Consider the following 19598-nt stretch of genomic DNA (forward strand, 5'->3'; position numbering starts at 1 on the left):
GCCATGGCTGCCCCGCCGCTCCCCTGGCGGAGGCGGCGCTCGAGCATGGACGGAGACCTCCCTCGATGGCTGACAAGATGCACGCCGAGGAGTTGCGGAAGGCCCGCATCGGCGAAGACAGCATTCTGCGTGGACAGGGTGGCGAAACCCACCAGACGGCCGGCGGCGAAGTGCCGGTGCTGACCACCCAGCAGGGCGTGCCCGTCTCGGACGACCAGAACACGCTGAAGGTCGGCCCGCGCGGGCCCTCCCTGCTGGAGGACTTCCACTTCCGCGAGAAGATCTTCCACTTCGACCACGAGCGCATCCCCGAGCGTGTGGTGCATGCGCGCGGCTTCGGCGTGCACGGCTTCTTCGAGACCTACGAGTCGCTCTCCGACATCACCAGCGCCGACCTGTTCCAGCGCAAGGGCGAGCGGACGCCGGCCTTCGTGCGCTTCTCGACGGTGGCGGGCAACAAGGGCTCGCCCGACCTGGCGCGCGACGTGCGCGGCTTCGCGGTGAAGCTCTACACGAAGGAGGGCAACTGGGATCTCGTCGGCAACAACATCCCGGTCTTCTTCATCCAGGACGCCATCAAGTTCCCGGACCTGATCCACGCCGCCAAGCAGGAGCCGGATCGCGGCTTCCCGCAGGCGCAGACGGCGCATGACAACTTCTGGGACTTCATTTCGCTCTCACCAGAGGCCATGAACATGGCGCTCTGGATCATGTCCGACCGGACGATCCCGCGCTCCTTCCGGTTCATGGAAGGCTTCGGCGTGCACACCTTCCGGTTCGTCAACGCGGAGGGCAAGGCCACTTTCGTCAAGTTCCACTGGAAGCCGAAGCTCGGCATGCAGTCCGTGGTGTGGAACGAGGCGCTGAAGATCAACGGCGCCGACCCGGATTTCCATCGCCGCGACCTGTGGGACGCCATCCAGGCCGGCGACTACCCGGAATGGGAGCTGGGCCTGCAGCTCTTCGACGAGGACTTCGCGGACAAGTTCCCGTTCGACGTGCTGGACGCCACCAAGATCATCCCCGAGGAAGTGCTGCCGGTGCGGCGCATCGGACGGCTGGTGCTGGACCGCACGGTGGACAACTTCTTCGCCGAGACGGAGCAGGTGGCCTTCTGCACGCAGAACATCGTGCCCGGAATCGACTTCACCAACGACCCGCTGCTGCAGGGCCGCAACTTCTCCTATCTGGACACGCAGCTGAAGCGGCTCGGCAGCCCCAACTTCACGCACATCCCGGTCAACGCCCCGAAGACGGACGTCTGCAACTTCCAGCAGGATGGCCACATGGCCATGCGCAACCCGAAGGGACGCGCCAACTACGAGCCGAACTCCTGGGGCGGCGCGGCGGGTGGCCCGCGCGAGGCGCCGCAGCGCGGCTTCCGCAGCTACCCCGCCATGGAAAGCGGGCCGAAGCGCCGCATCCGGCCGGAACTGTTCGCCGACCACTACAGCCAGGCACGGCAGTTCTACCTGAGCCAGACGCCGACCGAGCAGATGCACATCCAGCGCGCCTTCACCTTCGAGCTGAGCAAGGTGGAGACGCCCGCCATCCGTGCCCGCATGGTCTCGCACCTGCGCAACGTGGATGAGACCCTCGCCAAGGCCGTGGGCGACGGCCTGGGCCTGAAGGCCATGCCGGAGGCGGCGGAGCCGGCGCGCCCGGTGCTGAAGGATCTGCCGGTCTCCCCCGCGCTCAGCATCCTCCAGAACGGGCCGAAGGACTTCGCGGGCCGCAAGATCGGCGTGCTGGTCACCGACGGCACCGATGCCAAGCTGTTGGCGGCGGTGGAGAAGGCGGCCAAGGCCGAAGGCGCCATGGTGGAGCTGGTGGCGCCCCGTGTCGGCGGCGTGACGCTGAGCGACGGCAAGGAGATGCCCGCGAAGCAGAAGATCAACGGCGGACCCTCGGTGCTCTACGACGCGGTGGTGCTGCTGCCCTCGGCGGAAGGCGCCACGCTGCTGGGCAAGGAAGCCACGGCGCATGACTTCGTGGCCGATGCCTTCGCGCATGCCAAGTTCATCGGCTATTGCGAGGCGGCGAAGCCGCTGTTCGACAAGGCGGGCGTGCCGGGGATGGATGGCGGCTTCATCGCGCTGAAGGCGCCCGACGACGCGACGGCCTTCGTGGAAGCCTGCCGCGCCGTGCGCTTCTGGGACCGCGAGCCGATGGTCCACGCGGTTTGAGGAAGAGGGCTGGGGGAAAGAATTCCCCCAGCCCCCCGTCTTCTTTCTTGGCACTACCCACGCGGGCGGAAAGCGCAGCCTGAAACGGACAGAAAGAAGATGGGGGCTCGGGGGAATTCGTTCCCCCGGCCTTTTTTCTACCTGTCGAGCCGAATCAGCGGCAGCCCGGTCTCCTTGTCCTGCACGCGCTGCAGGTGCGCCGGCGATTCCGTGATGATCACCTCCAGGGTGGGCCGGACATGGCCTTCCTTGAGGTCGCCGCCCAAGGCGGCGCCGTCGCGCCGCGCGAGCACGGTGTGGAGGTGAAGCATCGGCTTGCCATCCTCGCCGAGAGCGATGTCGCCGTTCAGCGAGACGACCTCCACCTGCTCCTCGATCGGGATCGGCTCGTACTGCTTGCTTTCCCAGTCGAAGAAACGGACCGTCGCGCGCTGGAAGGCGCCGATCGCCGAGACCTGACCGGCCGTCAGTCGGTTCTGCGCGGCGAAGGCCTCCAGGCTGGCGCGCACCTCGTCGCCGGTGCTCAGCACCACGACAAAGGTGCGCTGGCCATGCGCCTCGTGGATCAGCTTGCTCTTCATGATGGCTCTCCTGTGCTCACTCGGAGAAGGCGATGGTGCTCAACAGCGCCAGGGCCGGCTGACGGGAATCCAGCCGCGTGTGCTGCGCCACCACCGGAACGTCCGAGCGCAGCAGGCTGGCATAGTCGGTGTCACGCGGGACCGGCTCGGGGTCGGAGAGGTCGTTGAAGCGGAAATGCCGGGTGCGCCTGGCCGGGACGGTCAGCGCATAGGGACCGGCCGGCTCGCGGTCGGCGAAGAAGATGGTCAGTTCCATTCTCGCGTCCTGGTCGTTGGGGTTCAGGACGGAGATGGTCTCGTGGCTTTCGAGCGCGCGGCCCTCGCCGGTGCTCTGGCCGGGGATATAGCCCTCCGGTATGGCCCATGTGGTCTTGCCGATCATCGGTTCCTCCTTGCCTGCCAGGAGAACCGCCGTCGGAGATGCGCGTTTCCGCCAAGGCTGCCAAAGATCCGGGCAGCGGCGCCACCCTTCCTGAGGACAGCAACATGGCTTGGCTGGTGCAGCCCCGGCTCGTCAACGACCCGTTCTCCGACCCCACCCTGCTGCTCGACTTCGCCTTCGCGCGCCGGGCACTGCTGTTCGACCTGGGCGACCTCGCCGCCCTTTCCGCGCGCGAGATCATCCGGACGACGCATGTCTTTGTCTCGCACATGCACATGGATCATTTTTCAGGGTTCGACCGACTGCTGCGGCTGAACCTCTACCAGCCCCGCACGGTGCACCTGATCGGGCCGCCCGGCCTGTGCGACGCGGTGGCGGCCAAGCTCGCGGCCTATACCTGGAACCTGCTGGGCCCGAATTCGGCCGATTTCCGGCTCATCGCGGAGGAATGGCTGCCGGGCGCGCCGGGCGGCCGCAGCCTCTTCGCGGCACAGGAGGCGTTCCGGCGGCGGGAGCTTGCGCCGCCTGCGCGGACGGGCCGCATCCTGCTGGAGGAGGGGGACTTCACGGTCGAGGCCGCGCTGCTGGATCACGGCATCCCCTGCCTCGCCTTTGCCTTGCAGGAGACGCTGCGGGTGAACGTCCACCGGCCTGCCCTGGAGGCGGCGGGGCTGCCGGTCGGCCCCTGGCTGACGGCGGCCAAGCAGGCGATGCGGCGCGGCGCGGCGGAGGGGACGGAAATCGCCATCGATGCGGGCCGCGGCGTGAGGCTGGAATGGCTGCGGGAGCGGGGCGTGCTGCGGGCCGGGCCGGGCCAGCGCATCACCTATGCGACCGATCTCGGCGCCTCGCCAGGCAATGTCGAGGCGCTGGTGAGCCTCGCCCGGGGTTCGGACATGCTGTTCATCGAGGCCGGCTTCCTGGCGGAGGATGGCGCCATGGCGGCGCGCAAGAACCACCTCACCGCCGCGCAGGCCGGTGGCATCGCGCGCGCTGCCGGGGTGGTGCATGCCCGGCCGATGCATTTCTCCTCGCGCTACGCCGGGCGGGAGGAGGCGCTGCGGCAGGAGTTCGCGGCGGCCTTCGGAGCCGCCGCCTGAGCGCGAGGTGGCGCCGCTACTTGTTGTGCCGGCCGGTCTGGCCGGGATCCACCCCGCCCTGCGGCGTTGCGTCGTTCATCGTGTCGCCTTCATCCGTGTTCTCGCCGCGCAGCACGGCGGGATCGGTGCCGCGCCCGAAGGTGCCCTTGGAGGCGTTGATGCCGGGATCGCGCTGCAGGTCATCCGGCGGACGGGGGGTGTCCTGCATCAGCCCCTGCTCGCGATCCTTGCCGCCCTTGGCGTGTTTCGAGGCCGTCATCTGGCGTCTCCCGGTTGTACCCTCGCGTAACCGACAGGACCACCGCGGGGTTCCGCCGGGATGTCAGCGCGCCCGGATCAGGTCCGCGCCCTTCTCGGCGATCATCAGCACGGCGGCCTGGGTGTTGCCCGAAACCTCGGTGGGCATCACCGAGGCGTCCACCACGCGGAGGCCCTGCAAGCCATGCACGCGGAGCCGGTCGTCCACCACGGCGTCCGGCCCCTGGCCCATGCTGCAGGTGCCGACCGGATGGTAGATGGTCTGGCCGTTGCGCCGCGCGAAGTCGAGCCATTGCGCGTCGGTCTGCACCTCCGCGCCGGGGCTCAGCTCCCGCTCGACCAGGGGCGAAATGGCCGGTTGCGCCATGATGCGGCGGGCGACCTGCATGCCGCGCACCATGGTCTCCTGGTCCAGCGGGCTGGCCAGGAAGTTGGGGCGGATGGCGGGTGGCTGGCGCGGATCGGGCGAGCGGAGGTGGATGGTGCCGCGCGATTCCGGGCGAAGCTGGGTCACGCCGACCGTCATGCCCGGCAGCTTGTCGAGCACGCGGTCGGCGGCGTTGGCGTAGCTGGCATGCATGAAGAAGTACTGCACATCCGGCGTGGCGAGCTCCGGCCGGGTGCGGACGAAGCCGTGCGCCAGGCCGGTGCCCAGCGTCAGGATGCCCTTTCGCGTCAGGAAGTACTGCGCCACGGCCTTGGCCAGGCGCCAGCCGCGCGCCAGCTCGTTCAGCGTGATCGGCTGCGTCACGCGCCAGTTCATGCGCGTGCAGTAGTGGTCGCGGTAGTTGCGGCCGACGCCCGGCAGCGCGTGCGCGACCGGCACGCCGGCCGCCCCCAGCACTTCCGGATTGCCGATGCCGGACAGCTCCATCAGGTGCGGCGACTGCACCGCGCCGGCCGCCAGGATCACCTCGCCGCGCGCCGTGACCTGCTTCTCCGCCTCGCCCTGACGATAAACGACGCCGGTGACGCGGCTGCCCTCCAGCACCAGCCGGGTGGCGTGCACCTCCGTCCAGACGGCGAGGTTGGGGCGGGAGAGGACCGGGCGCAGATAGGCCTCGGCGGCGCTCCAGCGGCGGCCGTTCTTCTGGTTGACCTGGTAATAGCCGAAGCCTTCCTGCTCGGCGCCGTTGTAGTCCGGGTTGCGCGGGAAGCCCGCCTGTTCGCCGGCCTCGATGAAGGCCTCCGCCAGCGGGTTGCGCTCGGCGACGCGGACGATGTTCATCGGCCCCTCGCCGCCGCGCCATTCGTTGCCGCCGTCCTCGAAGCGCTCCAGCTTGCGGAAATACGGCAACACGTCGGCATAGCTCCAGCCGCGGTTGCCGAGCTGCGCCCAGTTGTCGAAGTCCATCGCCTGGCCGCGCACGAAGATCATGCCGTTGATCAGCGTGGAGCCGCCGAGCCCCTTGCCGCGCGGCACGACGATGCGGCGGTCGAGCGTGCCTGGTTCGGGATCGGTCTCGAAGCGCCAGTTGAAGCGCTCGTTCACCAGCAGCTTGCTGAAGCCGGCGGGGATCGGGATCCAGAAGCCGCTGTCCTTGCCGCCCGCCTCCATCAGCAGCACGCGGTTGCGCGGGTCCTCGGAGAGGCGGTTGGCCAGCACGCAGCCGGCGGTGCCGCCGCCGACGATGACGTAGTCGAAGCTTTCCATGGGCAGGGGTCCGATCACCGCGGCCCGGGGGCCGCGAGCCTTCTTGCGGTCAGGCGGTCATGCCGAGGTACTCGGCCATCAGGTTGAGCTGGCTGGTCAGCATCGGCATGCCGGGATGGGTGCGGCAGCCGCGCTTCGTGGCTTCCGCCAGCAGCGGCGTCACCGTGGGCTGCATGATGACTTCCGCGACGGTCTGGCTGGGGCCGATGTTCTCGACGGCGAAGGGCAGGGCGTCGCCTTCGGCCAGGCCGAGCGAGGTGCCGTTCACCAGCAGGTCATGCCCCGCCGGGTCGGCGCCGCCGACCTCCACGGGAACGCCCGGATAGGCCGCTGCCACGCGGTCGCGCAGCGCCTCGGCCTTGGCGCGGGTGCGGTTGGCGAGCGTCAGTCGCGCCACGCCCGCCTCGGCCAGGGCGAAGGCGATGGCGTTCGCCGCGCCGCCCGCCCCGGCCAGGTAGGCGCGCATCCCCCTGGGTTCGATGCCGCCCGCGCGCAGGCCGCCGACGAAGCCGGCGCCGTCGAGCATGGTGCCGGAAAGGCGGCCATCGGCGATCCGCACCGCATTCACCGCGCCGCTCTGCTTCGCGGCCGCGCTGGTCTCGTCGCAGAGGTCAAGCATGGCGGTCTTGTGCGGAACGGTGACGATCAGCCCGTGCAGGTTGCGCATTTGCCGGAGGCCGGCGACCAGCGCAGGGAGGTCCGCCGGGCCGACATGAATCGGCACCATCACGCCGTCCACGCCGCGCTCGCGCATCATCGCGTTCAGCGCCTGCGGCGTCTTCACGTGGTGGATCGGGTCGGCGAGGATGCCCCAGATCCGCGTCCGCCCGGTGATCTCGGTCATGCTCGCGCGCTCCCTCAGAGGCCCAGATAGGCGGTCTTGACGTGCGGGTCGGCCAGCAGGCCCGGCCCGGTGTTCTCGATCGAGATCTGGCCGTTCTCGATGACATAGGCGCGGGCGGCGATCTTCAGCGCGTGGAAGGCCTTCTGCTCGACCAGCAGCACCGTGGTGCCCATCGCCGCGATGCGCTCGACGATGCCGAACATCTGCTGCACGATGATCGGCGCGAGGCCGAGCGAGGGCTCGTCCAGCATCAGCAGCTTGGGGTTGGCCATCAGGCCGCGGGCGATCGCCACCATCTGCTGCTCGCCGCCCGAGAGGGAGCCCGCCATCTGCGAGAGCCGCTCGCGCACGCGGGGGAAAAGGTCGAGCACCTCCTCCATCCGCTGCGCCGCGCCCTCGCGCGCGGCGGGGTGGTAGCAGCCCATCAGCACGTTGTCGCGCACGGTCATCACCGGGAAGAGCTGGCGCGCCTCCGGCACCATGATCAGCCCGCGGCCGACGATCTCGGCCGGGCCGAGCCCCTCCAGCCGCTCGCCATTCAGCTCGACCTTGCCGGCGGTGGGCCGGATCAGGCCGGAGATGGCGCGCAGCAGGGTCGTCTTGCCCGCGCCGTTGGCGCCGATGATGGTGACGATCTCGCCCGCCTCCACATGCAGCGAGAGGCCCTGGAGGATGGTGGTGCGGCCGTAGCCCGCGGCGAGGTCAGTGACCCTGAGCATCGACGAAGTCCTCCCCGAGATAGGCCTCGATCACGGCGCGGTCCTGCACCACGGCGCGCGGCTCGCCCTCGGCGATGACGCGGCCGGAGTCGACCACGACGATGCGGTCCGAGATGCTCATGATGGCGTGCATGTTGTGCTCGATGGCGATGATGCTGACCCCGCTGTCGCGGATGGTGCGGATCAGCTGCACCATTCTTTGCGTGTCGGCCTGGCTCTGCCCGGCCATCACCTCGTCGAGCAGCAGGATGGAGGGCTCGGTGGCCAGGGTGCGCGCCACCTCCAGCCGCTTCAGCCCGCCGATCGGCAGGTTGCGCGCCTCCACCTCGGCGACGTCGTCCAGCCCCACCAGCTTCGCGGTGCGCAGCGCCACGGCGCGCGCCTCGGCGACGTCGGCGTGGCGCATGAAGGCGCCGATCATGATGTTCTCCAGCACCGTCAGCTTGCCGAAGGGCTGCACGATCTGGAAGGTGCGGCCGACGCCGAGCCGGGCGAAGGCGTCCGGCGCGCGCGGTTCGACCAGCTTGCCGTCCGGCCCGCGCACCGTCACCGTGCCGGAGGAGGGCGCGAGGAAGCCGGAGAGCTGGTTGAACAGCGTCGTCTTGCCGGCGCCGTTGGGGCCGATGACGCCGAGGATCTCGCCGCGCTTCAGCGTGATGGAGACGTTGTTGGTGGCGATGAGGCCGCCGAAGCGGCGCACCAGGTCGCGCCCCTCCAGCATGGTCTCGCCCGGCGTGCCTTGCGGCCTGGCCACCGGCGGCGGCGCCAGCGCCGGCGCGAGGTTGCCGCCCCCCGGCAGCCGGTCGAGCCAGCCGGTGACGCGCCGGCCGAAGGTGCCGACAAGGCCGGCCGGCATGGTGAGCGTGATGACCACCAGCGCCGTGCCGTAGACGAAGCCGTGCAGGCCGTTGGCGCTGGCGCCGAGCCAGACGCGCGCCGCCTCGGCCAGGGGCACTACCAGCAGCGCGCCGAAGACCGGGCCGGCGACGGTGCCGAGGCCGCCGATCAGCGCGTACATGGCGATCTCGATCGAGGTCGGCAGCGAGAACATCGTCGCCGGCTCCAGGAAGGTCAGGTACATCGCGTGGAAGGCGCCGACCACGGCAGTTAGGCCGGCCGAGACCATCACCGCGCGCAGCTTAACGCCGGTGTTGTCGATGCCGGCGGCCAGCGCCGCGTCCTCGCGTTCGCGCACCGCTGTCAGCGCATAGCCCAGCCGGCTGCCGCGGATCCACCAGGCGACCAGCACAGCGAAGACCAGCAGGCCGAAGGCAATGTAGAGGTAGTTCGTCTTGTCATAGAAGATCATCCAGGCCCAGCCCGGATTGAGCGGCACGATCAGCCCCGCCGAGCCGCCGGTGATCCAGTCGAAATGGATGAAGAGCAGCCGCGTCACTTCCAGGAAGGCGATGGTGGCCAGCGAGAAGAACGGACCGCGCAGGCGGAAGCAGGGGTAGCCGATGGCGGCACCGACCAGCGCCGCCAGCGCCGCCGCCGGCCACATGCCGATCCAGGGCGAGAGGCCGAAATGCTGGATCAGCAGCGCCGTGCCGTAGCCGCCGATGCCGTAGAACACGGCATGGCCCAGCGAAAGCTGCCCGGCATAGCCGCCCATGATGTTCCAGGCGGAGGAGAGCGCGGCGAAGACGCAGATGGTCACCGCCACATGGGTGAGGAAGGGCGAGTTGATGGCGAGCGGAACCACCAGCAGCAGCGCCATGCCCAGCGCGGCGCAGTAGAAGCGCGGGTGCAGCAGGCGCGTGGCGAGGCCAGGCTTGCGCGGCGAGGGGCTGGCGGTCGCGATGACGGAGGCGTCCATGCTCCTCACTCCGTGCCACGGCCGAGGCCGAACAGGCCGGTCGGCTTGAAGATCAGGATGGCGATGAAGATGGCGAAATAGACCACCTCCTTCAGGTCGGGCGCGATGTAGTAGCCGGAAAGGCTGTCCACCAGGCCGATGATCATGGCGCCGAGAAAGGCGCCGTAGAGGCTGCGCATGCCGCCCAGCACCACGACCACGAAGGCGGTGAGCACGAAGTAGCTGCCGATGCTCGGCGTCACCGGGATCAGCGGCATGATCAGCGCGCTGGCGAGGCCGACGCAGGCGGCGCCGAGCCCGAAGGCGAAGACGTAGATCCGTTCCACCGGCACGCCCATCAGCAGCGCGGCGTTGCGGTTCTGCGCGGTGGCGCGCACGGCGCGGCCGAGCGGCGTGGTCTGCATGAAGAGGTGCAACCCGCCCACTAAGGCGACGGCGCAGACCAGCATCACCGCCTGCCCGACCAGCAGCGAGTAGCCGCTGAAGCGCAGCGAGTGATGCACCGAGGGCACCTGCAGCGAATAGAGATCGGCGCCGAAGACCAGCAGCGCCAGGTTGATCAGCGCGATGGAGAGGCCGACGGTGGCGAAGATCTGGATGTGCTCCTCGGCGCCCAGCAGCGGCTGGATGACGAAGCGCTGGATCAGCGCGCCGATGACGAAGAGCAGCACCACCACCGGGACCGCGGCGACATAGGGATGCAGGCCGAGATGCGCGCCGAGCAGGTAGGTGGCATACATGCCCACCATCAGCAGTTCGCCATGCGCGAAATTGACGACGCGGACGATGCCGAAGATCAGCGTCAGGCCGACGCTGATGATGGCGTACATGCTGCCCAGCAGGATGCCGTTGATGATGAGCTGGACGAGAATGTCCATGCGCGGAAGTCCTTCAGGCGGTCGGAGGGCCGGGGTGGGGTGGAGGGGTGGCGCGGCCGGCCGGGGCGGGCGCCCGTGCCCGATCTGCAGCGTGGGCGCCCGCGCATCGGGCTCAGGTGCCGAGCACCGCCTTCAGCTCCTTCACCGCCGCCTTCTTCGGGAAGACGGTGACCAGCTCGCCGCCCTGCCACTGCATCAGGAAGGGATCGGCCCGCTGGTTCTGGCCGGCCTCATTGAACTTGGCGCCCCAGCCGGTGGCGGTGCTGCCGGCCGGCTTGTCCACCGCCAGGACGGCGGTGCGGATGGCGGCGGCGCTGAGGTCCTTCGCCGCCTCCATGGCGTCGAGGAAGACGAGGCCGCCCATGTAGTTCGCCAGGCTATGGCCCGAGCGCGGCGCGGTGCCGTACTTTGCCTGGTATTTCTTCAGGAAGTCCGGCATGCCCGGCGCCGCTTCCGGGTTGGTCTGGTACTGCGTGAAGTCGACGTCGAGCGCGCCCTCCATGGTCTCGGCGCCGATCGCCTGCATGGTGTCGCGCAGCGAGTAGCCGCCGCCGGCGCCGATCGCCGCCTTGGGCTTGTAGCCCTGCTCGCGCATCTGCCGGAAGAACAGCACCGTGTCGTTCTGGTAGGAGGTCTGAAGCACGACGTCCACCCCCGCCGACTTCAGGCGGAGCACAACCGGCGTCAGGTCCACCGATTTCGCGGAATAGGGCAGCGTCTCGACCAGGTTCAGCCCGATCTCCTGGATGCGCTTCTTCTGGTAGCCGGCGACGGTCTGCCCGTAGAGCGAATCCTCGTGGATGATGCCGAGCTTCAGGCTCTTGGGATCGGCGTTGAAGGCGGGGGCGATGGCGTCGTGCACCGCGTCCACCATGGCGGCGGCGAAGCTCGCCGCCGTCGGGTTGGTGCGGAAGATGTACTTGAAGCCGCGCTCGGTGATCGGGTCGGAGATCGCGCCCAACTCGAAATAGGGGATCTGCGCCAGCTCCGTCACCTGCGAGGCGGCGAGGCAGAGCGAGGAGGAATAGGTGCCGAAGACGCAGGTGACGCGCTCGACCGAGGTGAGGCGCCGCGCCTCGCCGACAGCCTGGTTGGGGTCCACCGCGTCGCCGCGCACGATCTGCAGCTTGCGGCCCTTCACGCCGCCGGCGGCGTTGCGCTCCTCGATGGCGATCTCGAGGCCGCGGAAGCTCTCGTCGCCCAGCAGCGCGAGGCCGCCGGAGAAGGGGTAGAGCGCGCCGACCTTGATCGGGCCGGACTGCGCCAGGCTGCGGGAGATGCCAAAGGGGGTTGCCGCCAGGGCGATGCCGCTGGCCAGCGCGCCACGCCGGGTGATGCCCGTCATCATTCCTCCTCGCGCCCCATTGGCGGGGCGTTGCTTGCTTTCGTGGACATGCGACGTCCGCTCCGGATGAAGCGGCGTCATTGCGGCAAGAATGCAGGCAACCAAGTTGCCTGACAAGTCCATCCTCGCTAGGAATCCGGCAAGGCGCCGTCACGCCGCGCCGCGCCATGAGGAAGACGCCCGATGCCTGCAAGCCACCGCCACAAACGCCTCGCCCTTCTCCAGGAGGGATGCCGATGAGCAGCCATGCCGGACGGGTGGCCGTCGTCACCGGCGCCGGGCGCGGGATCGGCCGCGCCATCGCCGATGCGCTGGCCGCGGCGGGTGCGGCCACCGCCTATCTCGACACCGAGGCCGCCCTCGCCGAGGCCGCCGCCGCCGCCGCGCAGGAACGCGGCCTGACGGCCATGGCGCGCGCTGTGGACGTTGCCGACGAGGCGGCGGTTGGCGCCGCCTTCGCCGCCGTCGCCGCCGCCTTCGGCCCGGTGGACGTGCTGGTGAACAATGCCGGCATCTCGCCCAAGAGCGGCGCCGATGGCCGCCGGGCCGAGGCCCGCGCCGTGAGCCTCGGCGAGTGGCAACGCGTGCTGGACGTCAACCTGACCGGCGCCTTCCTCTGCACCCGCGCCGTGTTGCCGGGCATGCAGACGCTGGGACGCGGGCAGATCGTCAACATGGCCTCGGTGGCGGGGCGCACCTACTGCGACATCGTGGCCGTGCACTACGCCGCCACCAAGGCGGCGCTGATCGGCATGACCAAGCACCTGGCGGGCGAGCAGGGGCCCTACGGCATCTCCGTCAACGCCATCGCGCCCGGCCGGATCGACACGCCGCTGATGCGCGGCTCGGCGCCGGAGGCCAATGAGGCGGCGCGCCTCGCCACGCCGCTGCGCCGGCTCGGCACCCCGGAGGATGTGGCGGCGGCCTGCCTCTTCCTCACCTCCCCGGCCGGCGCCTTCGTCACCGGCCAGGTCTGCGACGTGGCGGGCGGATGGCTGCTGACCTGAGCAACGCCCGCGGCGCCGCGGCGCGGCAGCGGGGCGCGCGGGAGGGGGACGCCCCCGGCCTGCTCGACCGCGCCCCCTCGCTCGCCGCCACCCTGGCGCAGCGCCTGCGCGAGGAGATCCTCTCCGGACGCTTCGCCATCGGCGACAAGCTGCCCACCGAGCAGAGCATGGCGGCCAGCTACGGCGTCAGCCGGCCGATCGTGCGTGAAGCCATCGGGCGCCTGAAGCACGATGGCCTGGTCACCACCCGCCAGGGCGCCGGCGCCTTCGTCGCCGAGCGGCGGGAGGTCGCCAGCTTCCGCCTCGACGTCACCGACTTCGGCAATGCGGAGGAGATCCGCAACATCGTCGAGCTGCTGATGGCGGTGGAGGCGGCCGCCACCGGCCATGCCGCCACCCGCCGCAGCGCTGCCGAGCTGGCCGCCATCAGGCGCAGCCTGCAGGCGATGCAGGCCGCCATCGACCGCGGCGAGCCGGGCGTGGACGAGGACGTGGCCTTCCACCGCGCCATTGTCGAGGCCAGCGGCAATCCCTTCTTCCGCGACCTTTCGGAGTTCCTCGACCGCCGTGTGCGCGCCTTCATCCGCGCCGCCCGCGCCAACACCGCGCGCCGGCACGGGCTGACGCAGGTGGTGCAGCGCGAGCATGAGGCGATCTTCGAGGCGGTTGCGGCGGGCGATGCGGTCGCCGCGCGCAAGGCGGCGGAGAACCATCTGGTGCAGGCGGCGGAACGGCTGGCCATCTATCTTTCCGGCAGCGAGGAAAGGCCGGGGGAATGAATTCCCCCAGACCCGCTTCTTTTTTCTTTGAATTGCCCGTGCTGGCCTGGCGCACGGCGCCGGACCGACAAAAGAAAGATGGGGGTTCGGGGGAATTCTTTCCCCCGACTTATTCAGACGTATCCGTAGGCGGTCCAGCCGCCATCCACGCCCAGCACATGCCCGGTGATGAAGGCGCTGCGCGGCTCGCAGAGATAGAGCACCGCGTCGGCGATCTCCTCGGCCGTGCCGAGCCGGCCCTGCGGCGTGCGGCGCGTCAGCGCGGCCAGGTCCACCTTGCCGATGGCCGCCAGCTCCTCCAAAAGCGCCGTGCGGATATAGCCCGGCGCCACCGCGTTGACGCGGATGCCGAAGCCGGCCCACTCCACGGCGAGCGACTTCGTCATCATCACCACGGCGGCCTTGGAGGCGGTGTAGGCGATCCGGTTCGGCGCGGCGACGACGCCGTACATCGACGCCATGTTGACGATGCAGCCGCTGCCCTGCGCCTGCATCCGCCGGCCGGCCTCGCGCGCGCACCAGAACACGCCGTCCAGGTTGATGCTCATGCCGCGGCGCCATTCCTCGTCCGTGACCTCCAGGGTGGGGCGGTTGGCGCTGATGCCGGCGTTGTTGATGAGGATGTCCAGCCGCCCGAGCCGTGCGTCCAGCGTGGCGAAGGCGCCGCGCACCGCGCCGGGATCGGCCACCGAGGCGATGACCGTCGTCGCCTGCGCGCCCTCGGCACGCAGCAGCGCGGCGGTTTCCTCCGCCGCGGCGGCATCGATGTCCCACACCGCGACATGCGCGCCAGCGCGGCCCAATGCGAGGCAACTGGCGCGGCCGATACCCGCACCCCCGCCGGTGACAACCGCCGTGCGGTCCTTGAGAACAGCCATCTCCATCTCCCTCAGCCGGCCATGTAGAGGCCGCCGTTCACCTGCATTACCTCGCCGGTGACGAAGCTGGCGGCGCCCGAGCACAGGAAGGCGATGACGGAGGCGACCTCTTCCGGCTGGCCGAGCCGCGCCAACGGCGTCTGCGCCAGGATGGCCTCGCCGCGCGCCGCCATCAGCTCGTTGATCATGGGCGTGTCGATGATGCCGGGAGAGACGGCGTTCACCCGCGTGCGCGGCGCGAGCTCCAGCGCCAGGCTGCGCGTCAGGCCGAGCAGCGCGCTCTTGCTGGCGGAGTAGTGCGCGTGGCTGTGGCTGCCGCGATGCGCCGCCAGCGAGGCGAGCAGCACGATGGCGGCCCTTTCGCGCAGCGCCGGCAGCACGGCGCGGCAGAGATGAAAGACGCCATCCAGGTTCACCGCCATCACCTGCCGCCAGGCGGCCTCATCCATCAGCTCGAAGCGGGTGCCGGGATAGATGCCGGCGGCGGGCACCAGGAAGTCCACCCCGCCGAAGCGCTCTTTCGCCAGGGCCACGGCGGCGGCGGCATCCGCGGGCTTCGTGGCGTCGTAGCGCAGGGTGGCGATGCGGTCGCCGCCGAGCTCCTTCGCCAGCGTTTCCATGGGCGCCTCCTGCAGGTCGGCGAGCACCAGCGCGGCGCCGGCGGCATGGAACAGCTTGGCGGCTTCGCGCGCGATGCCGCCGCCAGCGCCGGTCAGCAAGAGGCAGCGGCCGGTGAAGTCGGTGGTGAGCATGATGTTTCCTCCGTCCTTGTTCAGAAGATGTCGGTCCGCGTCGCCAGCTCGCGGCGGGTGCGGCGGATATGCAGACGCAACAGCTCCTCCGCGCCGTGCCGGTCGCGGCGTTGGATCGCCTCCATCAGCAGGCGGTGCTCGTGATGCACGGCCCAGCGCCCCTCGGTGCCGATCAGCACGGTATAGGCGCGGCGATACTGCTGCATGGTGTTCCAGAAGCGCTCGATCATCGCCATCAGCCGCGGCATGTTGGCGCGGCGGTAGCTGCGGAGATGAAATTCCCGATCCAGCCGCAGGAAGTCATCCACCTCGGGCGTCTGCTCGATGGCCTCCGCGAGCCCGGCCAGTTCGGCAATGTCTTCCTGCGTGAGGGCGCCGACGCTCTCGCCCAGCGCCATCGGCTCAAGCCGCTCACGGATGCGGTAGATCTCGACGCATTCGGCGCGGTCCAGCCGCGCCACCCATGCGCCGCTGTGCGGCACCAGCGTCACCAGCCCCTCGGCCTCAAGCTGCCGCAGCGCCTCGCGCACGGGGATGCGGCTGGTGGCGAAGCGCGTCGCCACCTCCTCCTGCCGGATGCGGCTGCCGGGGGCGAGGTCGCCCGTCAGGATTGCCCGGCGGAGCGCCTCGGCGACCCGCCCGCTGCTCAGCGAATCCCCGCCATCCATGGTTCATCCTCTCGCCACTTGATTGGATACAATTCAGCCGGAATCCGCCCGGCAGCTCCATAGTGCATGCGCTAGGATACCCTCCTTTGCTTGCGATTGGATACGATCCTCGCCAGAATGCCGGTCACGAGAAGGCTCGCCCCGGTATGCGCGGGCCAGGGAGAGATCCGTCATGCATCCAGCCGCGCCCCGCCAGCCATCCCGCGCCCGGTGCGGAGGCCATCATGCCTGAGCTGCGAAGCCTCTCGCCCGCCCAGCCCTGGGTTGAGCTGCGGGCCACGGAAGCGGACTGGGACACCGTGCCCGCAGGGGAGCTCGACCGGCTGCTGACCGGTCTGCACCTGATCCGCGCCTTCGAGGAGGAGGTGCTGCAACTGGCAGGCGAGGGGCTGGTGCATGGACCCGCGCATTCCTCGATCGGCCAGGAGGGCGGCGCGATGGGCGCCATCCTCCCCCTGCGCGGCAGCGATCAGGTGAACGGCTCGCATCGCGGCCACCACCACTTCCTGGCCAAGGCGTTGCTGCATGTTGCGGAGGCGCAGAAGCTCGCGCCCGGCGCCGCTTTCGACGGCGGCATCCACCGCACGCTGCATGGTGCCCTGGCGGAGATCATGGGGCTGACACCGGGCTTCTGCCGCGGGCGGGGCGGCTCCATGCACCTGCGCTGGCGCGAGGCCGGCGTGCTCGGCACCAATGCCATCGTCGGCGGCGGCGTGCCGCTGGCGGCCGGCGCCGCCTGGGCGCACAAGCGCGCCGGCACCGGCGATGTGGCCGTCAGCTTCTTCGGCGATGGCGCCACCAATATCGGCCCTGTGCTGGAGACGATGAACCTCGCCGCCGCCTGGAAGCTGCCGCTGGTCTTCTTCATCGAGAACAACCGCTACGCCGTCGCCACGGCCGTGGAGGAAGTGACGGCGGAGCCGCGCCTCTCCGCGCGCGGCCTCGGCTTCGGCATCCCGGCCTGGCGGGTGGACGGCATGGACCCGGTGGCGGTCTCCCTGGCCATGCGGCAGGCGCTGGCGCGCGCCCGGGCGGGGGAGGGGCCGGCCATCATCGAGGCCGAGCTGTACCGCTATTTCCACCAGAACGGCCCGCTGCCCGGCAGCGCCTTCGGCTATCGCAGCAAGCAGGAGGAAACGGCCTGGCGCGCGCGCGACCCGCTCGACCGCGTGGCCGCCGAGATGCAGCGGCGCGGCCTGATCGGTGCCGAGGAGGTCGCCGCGCTCCGCCGGCGCGCGGTGGAAACGATGGCCGCCATCGCCGGCGAGATGACGGAGCGGCAGGGCAACCGCCGCGCCGTGCGGCCTTCGCTCTGGCCCTCGCCGGGCTTTCGCGACGTCGGCATCCGCGGCGACCTTTCCGAGCTGTCCGGCCTGCGGGTGCTGGAAGGCGACGGGCCGCGGGGCGGGACCACGGAGCAGAAGTTCGTTGACGTGGTCGCCGATGTGATGGGCCGCCGCATGGAGCGGGACCCGCGCATCGTGCTGATGGGCGAGGACATCCACCGCCTGAAGGGCGGCACCAACGGCGCCACGCGCGGCCTCGCCGACCGCTTCCCCGGCCGCGTGCTGGGCACGCCGATCAGTGAGGCGGGTTTCTGCGGCCTCGGCGGCGGCATCGCCATGGACGGGCGCTTCCGCCCCGTCGTCGAGTTCATGTATCCGGACTTCATGTGGGTCGCCGCCGATCAGGTCTTCAACCAGATCGGCAAGGCGCGCCACATGTTCGGCGGCGACATCGACATGCCCTTCGTGCTGCGCACCAAGGTGGCGATGGGCACCGGCTACGGCTCGCAGCATTCCATGGACCCGGCCGGCATCTTCGCCACCGCGCCGGGCTGGCGCATCGTGGCGCCCTCCAACCCGGTCGACTATGTCGGGCTGATGAACGCCGCGCTGGCCTGCAACGATCCGGTGCTGGTGATCGAGCATGTGGACCTTTACCAGCGCAGCATGCCGGCGCCGGCGGAGGACCTCGACTACATCATTCCGCCCGGCCGCGCGGCGTTGCGGCGTGAGGGCAGGCGCGCCACGGTCATCACCTATCTCTCGATGGTGCATCGTGCGCTGGAGGCGGCGGAGCAGCGTGGCGCCGACGTGGACGTCATTGACCTGCGCTGGCTCGACCGCGCCAGCCTGGACTGGGAGACCATCGCCGCCAGCGTGCGCAAGACCAACAACGTGCTGATCGTCGAGCAGGGCGCCCAGGGCACCGCCTACGGCACCTGGCTGGCCGACGAGATCCAGCGCCGCCTCTTCGACTGGCTCGACCAGCCGGTGCAGCGCGTCGCCGGCGGCGAGGCCTCGCCCAGCATCTCCAAGGTGCTGGAGCGCGCCGCCTTCGCCGGCACCGAGGAGGTCGCCGAGGCGCTCGGCCGGCTGCTGCTGCACGCGGCCTGAAGGCGGCGGGGAGATGCGTCCCCCATGCCCCTTCTTCCTTGCTCAAGCCGCATGCCGCGCCCGCCCGTCACGGCCACGCGCAACGTGTGGCCGCCGGCGCGGTTGGGCACTCCATGGCGCCGTTCAGCTTGGACGTACTCCGCAAGCCGACCCGCTCCGACCTTTGGGCGGCTTCGCGCTTCACCCTCCAGACCGTGGCCGCCGTCCTGGTCTCCTACGGGCTTGCCAAAGCGCTGGGCCTGCCGGACGCGTCCTGGGCCGTGTTCTCCGCGCTCTTCGTCATCCAGGGCAGCATCGGCGGAACCGTGACCGCGGCCGCGGACCGTGTCCTCGGGGCGTGTCTCGGCGCGTCGCTGGCCCTGGCCTGCATCTTCGCGATCGGGCTCGGCGAATGGCGGACGGTGGCTTCGCTGGTGGCAGGCATCAGCGTCATGGGGATTGTTGCCGGCATTTGGCCCAGGTTCAGCTACGGCCTGGTTCCGGTCGCCATTCTGGTCCTCGCGCCCGGCATCGAGGTGGTGGAGGACGCCCTCCTCAAGGTGATCGCCATCGCGCTTGGCTCCGGGGCAGGCGCCCTGTCGAGCCTGCTGGTGCTGCCCCAACGGGCGCATCTGGCCGCCCAGCGGCAGCTGGGCCATGCCGTTGCGGACTGCGGGGCGCTGCTTTCGGCCTGCATGACGAAGATGCTGACTCGGGATGCGCCGGACCTGAGCGCCGCTCATGCCCGCATCTCCGATGCGCTGGCGCAGGCGGGGAAGATGGCGCGGCAGAGCCATCCATGGCTGCGCCGCGGCTCGCCGCCGCATCGTCCCGCCGAGATTCTCCGCCAGGTGGAGCGGCTGTGGTACACGCTGGCCATGGTGGACCGCCTGAGCGGCCAGCCCTTGTCGGAGCGGGCCGGCGCCTTTCTGGCCGAACCCGTCCACGACGCGGCGCGGGAAGCGGAGTGCTTCCTGCGCGAGACCGGAAAGGCGCTGGCGCGGATGCAGCCGCCGCCGTCGTCGGAGCAGTTCCATGCCTGCATCCACGCCATCACCGACGCGATGGACCGGCTGCACGCGGAGGGCGGCCTGACGCGGCCGGAGGCGGAGCGCACCTTTGGGCTTTCCTTTGCCTGGGAGCAGGTCAGCCACGGCGTCGATGAGCTGCTGGCGCTGCTGCCGGAGCGCGCCTGACGCGTCCGCCGCCGTGCCAGGGATCTTTCCTCGCGCATGGGGTCGCGATGCGGCGCTCGCCGGCCACGGGAGCGGCGGGGCCAGGAATCCGGCCCGCCCGCAGGCGAAGGACGCAAGGGGAAGGATGAGTTCTCCCGCAACCCCCCGCCTTTCCCCGCAGCTTCTTCCCGCATT

General features: G+C 70.2%; 18 protein-coding genes. 6 read left to right on the forward strand and 12 right to left on the reverse strand.

The genetic code is table 11. From position 1 onward, the window contains the following. Nucleotides 1-77: 77 nt before the first annotated feature. Nucleotides 78-2186 carry a catalase gene (locus tag E0493_RS06720; RefSeq protein WP_408888579.1) on the forward strand — a complete coding sequence of 703 codons (2109 nt, stop codon included), beginning with the start codon at nt 78-80 and terminating at the stop codon, nt 2184-2186. A 137-nt stretch (nt 2187-2323) separates the two neighbouring features. Here E0493_RS06720 and E0493_RS06725 read toward each other — a convergent pair whose 3' ends face one another. Together E0493_RS06725 and E0493_RS06730 are read right to left on the reverse strand one after the other, a co-directional pair. Beyond that, complete coding sequence (locus tag E0493_RS06725; protein ID WP_160936155.1) at nt 2324-2767, reverse strand: PPC domain-containing DNA-binding protein; 444 nt, start codon at nt 2765-2767, stop codon at nt 2324-2326. Nucleotides 2768-2783: 16 nt separating this feature from the next. Beyond that, nucleotides 2784-3149, reverse strand: a complete 366-nt coding sequence (locus E0493_RS06730) for a sensory rhodopsin transducer (protein ID WP_160936156.1) — start codon at nt 3147-3149, stop codon at nt 2784-2786. A gap of 38 nt (nt 3150-3187) precedes the next feature. On the opposite strand from E0493_RS06730, the gene E0493_RS06735 reads away from it, so the two are divergent. Continuing rightward, nucleotides 3188-4249 carry a ribonuclease Z gene (locus tag E0493_RS06735; RefSeq protein WP_160936157.1) on the forward strand — a complete coding sequence of 354 codons (1062 nt, stop codon included), beginning with the start codon at nt 3188-3190 and terminating at the stop codon, nt 4247-4249. A 16-nt stretch (nt 4250-4265) separates the two neighbouring features. On the opposite strand, the gene E0493_RS06740 is transcribed toward E0493_RS06735, so the two are convergent. The 7 genes from E0493_RS06740 to E0493_RS06770 form a co-directional block, all read right to left on the reverse strand. After that, a complete protein-coding gene (locus E0493_RS06740) occupies nt 4266-4508 on the reverse strand; it encodes a hypothetical protein (RefSeq protein ID WP_202396957.1) in 243 nt (80 codons plus the stop codon). A 63-nt stretch (nt 4509-4571) separates the two neighbouring features. Continuing rightward, nucleotides 4572-6161, reverse strand: coding sequence for a GMC family oxidoreductase (locus E0493_RS06745; protein ID WP_160936158.1), 1590 nt, complete (start codon nt 6159-6161; stop codon nt 4572-4574). Between the two features lie 49 nt (nt 6162-6210). Then, nucleotides 6211-7005: a shikimate dehydrogenase family protein gene (locus tag E0493_RS06750; protein WP_160936159.1), complete on the reverse strand. Its 795-nt coding sequence runs from the start codon at nt 7003-7005 to the stop codon at nt 6211-6213. A gap of 14 nt (nt 7006-7019) precedes the next feature. Then, nucleotides 7020-7724 (reverse strand): ABC transporter ATP-binding protein, encoded by a 705-nt coding sequence (locus E0493_RS06755; RefSeq protein ID WP_160936160.1) that lies wholly within the window; start codon nt 7722-7724, stop codon nt 7020-7022. Then, on the reverse strand, nt 7708-9543 hold the full coding sequence (locus E0493_RS06760; RefSeq protein WP_160936161.1) for a branched-chain amino acid ABC transporter ATP-binding protein/permease: 1836 nt from the start codon (nt 9541-9543) through the stop codon (nt 7708-7710). The genes E0493_RS06755 and E0493_RS06760 overlap by 17 nt, the downstream gene beginning before the upstream one ends. Before the next feature lie 5 nt (nt 9544-9548). Continuing rightward, nucleotides 9549-10421: a branched-chain amino acid ABC transporter permease gene (locus tag E0493_RS06765; protein ID WP_160936162.1), complete on the reverse strand. Its 873-nt coding sequence runs from the start codon at nt 10419-10421 to the stop codon at nt 9549-9551. Nucleotides 10422-10533: 112 nt separating this feature from the next. Further along, entirely contained in the window at nt 10534-11766 is a 1233-nt protein-coding gene (locus E0493_RS06770; RefSeq protein ID WP_235913621.1) for an ABC transporter substrate-binding protein, read from the reverse strand. 236 nt (nt 11767-12002) lie between these two features. On the opposite strand from E0493_RS06770, the gene E0493_RS06775 reads away from it, so the two are divergent. Both E0493_RS06775 and E0493_RS06780 read left to right on the forward strand, forming a co-directional pair. After that, nucleotides 12003-12773, forward strand: a complete 771-nt coding sequence (locus tag E0493_RS06775) for an SDR family oxidoreductase (RefSeq protein WP_160936164.1) — start codon at nt 12003-12005, stop codon at nt 12771-12773. Beyond that, a complete protein-coding gene (locus E0493_RS06780; RefSeq protein ID WP_160936165.1) occupies nt 12758-13552 on the forward strand; it encodes a FadR/GntR family transcriptional regulator in 795 nt (264 codons plus the stop codon). Before E0493_RS06775 ends, E0493_RS06780 begins: the two co-directional genes overlap by 16 nt. Nucleotides 13553-13665: 113 nt before the next feature. Here the strand turns inward: E0493_RS06780 and E0493_RS06785 are convergent, their stop codons facing one another. The 3 genes from E0493_RS06785 to E0493_RS06795 are packed head-to-tail and all read right to left on the reverse strand — an operon-like array spanning nt 13666 to nt 15850. Beyond that, nucleotides 13666-14430, reverse strand: a complete 765-nt coding sequence (locus E0493_RS06785) for an SDR family NAD(P)-dependent oxidoreductase (protein ID WP_202396958.1) — start codon at nt 14428-14430, stop codon at nt 13666-13668. 11 nt (nt 14431-14441) lie between these two features. Further along, nucleotides 14442-15182 (reverse strand): SDR family NAD(P)-dependent oxidoreductase, encoded by a 741-nt coding sequence (locus E0493_RS06790; RefSeq protein WP_160936167.1) that lies wholly within the window; start codon nt 15180-15182, stop codon nt 14442-14444. A gap of 20 nt (nt 15183-15202) precedes the next feature. Continuing rightward, on the reverse strand, nt 15203-15850 hold the full coding sequence (locus E0493_RS06795; protein ID WP_160936168.1) for a GntR family transcriptional regulator: 648 nt from the start codon (nt 15848-15850) through the stop codon (nt 15203-15205). Nucleotides 15851-16074: 224 nt separating this feature from the next. Between E0493_RS06795 and E0493_RS06800 the strand changes: the two genes are divergently transcribed. Next, nucleotides 16075-18249 (forward strand): alpha-ketoacid dehydrogenase subunit alpha/beta, encoded by a 2175-nt coding sequence (locus tag E0493_RS06800; RefSeq protein ID WP_160936169.1) that lies wholly within the window; start codon nt 16075-16077, stop codon nt 18247-18249. Between the two features lie 128 nt (nt 18250-18377). Continuing rightward, nucleotides 18378-19424, forward strand: coding sequence for an FUSC family protein (locus E0493_RS06805; RefSeq protein WP_160936170.1), 1047 nt, complete (start codon nt 18378-18380; stop codon nt 19422-19424). Nucleotides 19425-19598: the final 174 nt, after the last annotated feature.

Origin of the sequence: Teichococcus coralli (assembly GCF_009829925.1) — a bacterium.
Taxonomy (GTDB): domain Bacteria; phylum Pseudomonadota; class Alphaproteobacteria; order Acetobacterales; family Acetobacteraceae; genus Pseudoroseomonas; species Pseudoroseomonas coralli.